Origin of the sequence: Dietzia maris (assembly GCF_014144855.1) — a bacterium.
In the GTDB taxonomy this organism is placed as follows: domain Bacteria; phylum Actinomycetota; class Actinomycetes; order Mycobacteriales; family Mycobacteriaceae; genus Dietzia; species Dietzia kunjamensis.
Genome location: NZ_JAALDN010000122.1, coordinates 1 through 3,995, shown reverse-complemented (window position 1 = coordinate 3,995; position 3,995 = coordinate 1). Strand labels below are relative to the sequence as shown.

The 3,995-nt window shown below is 69.6% G+C and carries 6 protein-coding genes; 3 read left to right on the top strand and 3 right to left on the bottom strand.

The genetic code is table 11. The features are described from left to right. Nucleotides 1-215: 215 nt before the first annotated feature. Nucleotides 216-896 carry an aminodeoxychorismate/anthranilate synthase component II gene (locus tag G6024_RS04610; protein ID WP_159148171.1) on the bottom strand — a complete coding sequence of 227 codons (681 nt, stop codon included), beginning with the start codon at nt 894-896 and terminating at the stop codon, nt 216-218. Nucleotides 897-984: 88 nt separating this feature from the next. On the opposite strand from G6024_RS04610, the gene crgA reads away from it, so the two are divergent. Further along, complete coding sequence (gene crgA, locus G6024_RS04605; RefSeq protein ID WP_067716511.1) at nt 985-1,251, top strand: cell division protein CrgA; 267 nt, start codon at nt 985-987, stop codon at nt 1,249-1,251. A gap of 344 nt (nt 1,252-1,595) precedes the next feature. Continuing rightward, nucleotides 1,596-2,063: a PH domain-containing protein gene (locus G6024_RS04600; RefSeq protein WP_067716538.1), complete on the top strand. Its 468-nt coding sequence runs from the start codon at nt 1,596-1,598 to the stop codon at nt 2,061-2,063. Between the two features lie 81 nt (nt 2,064-2,144). Here the strand turns inward: G6024_RS04600 and G6024_RS04595 are convergent, their stop codons facing one another. Further along, nucleotides 2,145-2,879, bottom strand: coding sequence for a rhomboid family intramembrane serine protease (locus G6024_RS04595; RefSeq protein ID WP_159148170.1), 735 nt, complete (start codon nt 2,877-2,879; stop codon nt 2,145-2,147). Between the two features lie 107 nt (nt 2,880-2,986). After that, the gene (locus G6024_RS04590; RefSeq protein WP_182640312.1) at nt 2,987-3,517 is read right to left on the bottom strand and encodes a peptidylprolyl isomerase; all 531 of its coding nucleotides are present in this window, start codon (nt 3,515-3,517) and stop codon (nt 2,987-2,989) included. 71 nt (nt 3,518-3,588) lie between these two features. Here G6024_RS04590 and G6024_RS04585 point away from each other — a divergent pair. Continuing rightward, nucleotides 3,589-3,995, top strand: a 407-nt coding sequence (locus G6024_RS04585; protein ID WP_159148168.1) for a hypothetical protein, incomplete at its 3' end; no start/stop codon positions are given.

The following is a 3,995-nucleotide window of genomic DNA, read 5'->3' as shown; positions in this document are numbered from 1 at the left end:
GCTGGCGTGGCGACCGCGGGCAGCTGGTGGAGCTCCCGCAGAACGACCCCGACCTCAGCCGCGTGGGCCAGATCTGGTCGCAGCAGCCGCCCGTGGGCGAAGCCGGCGTCAACGACCAGGTCGTCGTCCGGGTGATCCGGTTCGGGCTGGTGCCCGGCCCGGGCTGACCGGGCGAGCTGCCCGGCCCGGACTGACCGGGCGAGCTGACCAGCCGGTCAGGCCAGGGCGGCGCCGCGGGTCCGGTCGAGCTCGGATTCCAGCCGCACGACCAGCGTCTCCGAGGGCCGCTCGCCGCACATGCCCAGCCAGTTGGCGAGCATCCGGTGCCCCCCGTCGCTCATCACCGATTCGGGGTGGAACTGCACCCCGTGGACGGGCATCTCGCGGTGACGCATCGCCATGACCAGACCCGAACCGGTCCACGCGGTGGGAACCAGTTCGTGCGGGATCGTCTCCGGCAGGACCGTCAACGAGTGGTAGCGCGTGGCCGTGAACGGGCTGGGGATACCGGCGAGGACTCCCGAGTCGTCGTGCATGACCTGACTGGTCTTGCCGTGCATGAGCTCGGCGGCCCGGTCGACCGTCGCGCCGAAGGCCTCCCCGATCGCCTGGTGGCCCAGGCACACTCCCAGCACCGGGACGCCCGCGCGTCCACAGACCCCGATCAGCGGGATCGTGGCCCCCGCCCTGTCCGGCGTTCCGGGACCCGGGCTGAGCAGGACTCCGTCGTACCCGCTGACCACGCTCTCCAGCCCGGCCACGTCATAGCGGCCGTCCGGGCCGGCGAGCCTGGGGTCGTCGTTCCGCCACACGTCGCACTCCGCGCCCAACTGGCCCAGGTACTGGACGAGGTTGTAGACGAAGCTGTCGTAGTTGTCGACGACGAGGATGCGCATAGACGCAGCGTACTGCCGTCGCACGGGTGAGCGTCGGGGGCGGGCTTGGTAGAGTGGCCCCGACATCCCCCACCAGTTCGAGGACTCCATGCCCAAGTCAAAGGTCCGGTCCAAGACCGAGTACACCGACGCGGCCGTCAGCCGCACCCCCGTCAAGGTCAAGGGGACCCCGACCGCGCGGTGGTACCTGGTGCTCATGCTCGCGCTGATGATCCTGGGCCTGCTCTGGCTGGTGACGTACTACATCGCCGGTGAGCGGATCCCGTTCATGGCCTCGCTCGAGACGTGGCAGAACTTCGCGATCGGTTTCGGCCTCGCGGTCGTGGGACTCCTCATGACCATGAACTGGCGCTAGCCGGCCCGCCCGGCCGCACTCCCCGGGCACGTTCCGCCTGTTCCACAGGTTTATCCACAGGTCACCCCCCGCCACTGCGGGGGGTGACCTGCATTTTCTCTGAGAACGCTGCATCTATGCAGGTCACGGGGCTCTGGTGAGGTAAAGAGGGGTCTCGACCCGCCTGTTCCACACCCCTCACACGCTGTGGAGAACTTCCTCCACACTGGGGATAACGCCTATGTGTTGACGATGCCGACGACGCCGCAGGTCGGGACCGCGTCGACTCGAACGGCAGTCGAACTCCACCCGTGTTATTCATCCACAGTGTGGATAACGCCTGTGGATAGGGGAGGATGTGCGGCATGAGTGGTGACGCCGTGTCGGGAGCCGGTCCGCGGGCGGCGTCGTGGTCACCCGGGGCCCTGTGGCCGGGCGTGCAGATCCTGCTCGGGGTGGCCCTGGTGGTGATCGGCCTGCAGCGGCAGGATCCGCTCGCACTGCTGCTCACCGGCCCGGCGGCGCTGTTCCTCACCCTGTCGGGTGTGTCCCACCTGGTCCGGCGGCCCCGACTCGAGGTGGTGGACGGGCAGTTGGCGATCAAGAGGCTCCGCCGCGTGGACTTCGTCCCGCGGTCCGAGGTGGTGGAGGTCCGCCCGCTGGGGGTCTCCCGATGGGGGGCGCGGCAGCACCTGCTGCGACTCGAGTACACGGACGAGCGGGGTCGCGAACGACTGGACGTGTTCACCCGGCTCGATCTGGGGGCGGATCCACGGGACGTGGTCGACGCGCTGCACCGTCTGGGATTCGGGGCGGTCGGCGACGGCCGGTGAGGGTCAGACCGCTCCCGGCGGACGACGCGGGGGTCGGACGATGTGGGGGTCGACCGACGCGGGGTCAGACGCCGGTGGGAATCAGCGGGTGACGAGGAACCCGAACGTCATGGTGTCGGCCGCGAACCACCCGGCGGCGCCGACCGACCCGACCACGACGAGGAAGCCGGCCCACGAGACGACCTCGCGGCCCGTGCGGCCCACACGCCGCGGCATCCGGCGTGGCACCACCACCAGAACGAACGCGGCGACGGCGCCGGCCGCGAGCCCGCCCAGATGGGCCGCGAGCGAGATGCCGGGCACGAGGAAGCTCACGCCGACGTTGAGGACGAGCAACACCCCGATCCCCCTGACGTCGAGGCGCATCGACATCGCCACGATCGCGTACGCGCCCATCAGGCCGAAGATCGCCCCGGAGGCGCCGGCCGTGAGGGCGCCCTGGCCGTAGAACATCACGGCCACCGACCCGCCCAGCGCCGAGCCCAGGTAGAGGGCGAGGAAGCGGACGTGCCCGATGCTGCGCTCGATCCCCAGTCCGAGGATCCACAACATGTACATGTTGAGCAGCAGGTGCATCGGGCCGAAGTGCTGGAACGCCGAGGTGAGCAGACGCCACCACTCGTCCCGGGCCGCCACCAGCGGCGGGAAGAGCGCCGTGGCCTCGAACAACGGCGACGCGTTGTTGGTCAGGAAGCTGCGCGCCTGCACGACGGTGGCGGCGTAGACGGCCAGGTTGGCGGTGATGATCCACGCCGTGACCGGCTGGAGGCGGAAGAATCTCGCGACCGCGCCACCGCGTCGGGTCTGGGTGCTCATGTCTCCCGGTTATCCGTGCTGCGTCTCGTTCGTGCGGTGTCCCGTCCCCGCCTTGTCCCTGCCGCGTGCCGGCTCTGCCGCTCTGCGGACAGACCGGGACCGCTCGGTCAGGAGATCTCGATCGACTCGATGACGACGTCGTCGGTCGGCCGGTCCATCGCACCGGTCTTGGTGGTCGCGATGGCGTCGACGACCTTGCGCGACTCCTCGTCGGCGACCTTGCCGAAGATCGTGTGGCGGTTGTTCAGGTGCGGCGTGACGCCGACGGTGATGAAGAACTGCGAACCGTTGGTGCCCGGGCCGGCGTTGGCCATGGCCAGCAGGTAGGGCTCGGAGAACTGCAGCTCCGGGTGGAACTCGTCCTTGAACTGGTAGCCCGGTCCGCCCCGGCCGGTGCCGGTGGGGTCGCCGCCCTGGATCATGAACCCGGAGATGACGCGGTGGAAGATCGAGCCGTCATAGAACGGTCCGCTCTTCTCACCCTTGGCGTTGGCCTGGGAGTAGTCCTTGGAGCCGTCGGCGAGACCGACGAAGTTCGAGACCGTCTCCGGGGCGTGGTTGCCGTACAGCTCGATGACGATGTCACCACGGTTGGTGTGGATGGTTGCCTTCTGCGTTGCGATGCTCACGCCACCCATCCTGCCACGCCGCAGGGACCGATGTCGGCGAGGTGGTGGTCGGTGTCGGGCCGCTGTGCCACCATCTACCCATGAGCAAACGAAGCGATCGCGCCGACGAGCGTAAGGCCGTCAAGCAGGCGCAAAAGGACCTGGACAAGGCCGGCACCGCCGCCCGGAAGGCGTTCGACCTCAAGGACCCCCGCTTCCTGGGCGAGGCAGCAGTCGCCGCCACCCGTGGACCGGTCGGCCTGGCCCTCTTCGGTGCCAGCCGCGGTATCCAGGTGATCCGGGATCGTCGCGCCGAGCAGGCCGAGCTCCTGGGCGATCTCGCCGCGGACGCGAGGCAGCACGCCTCCGCGCTGCGCGAGCAGACGTCGGCTCTGGACACGCCGCCCCAGAAGCGCAACCCGCTGCGCCGCTTCGCGCCGCTGTGGATCGTGGGCCTCGCCGGCGGCGCCGCCGTCGCGGGTGCCACGGCCTATTTCCTTCGTGGCCA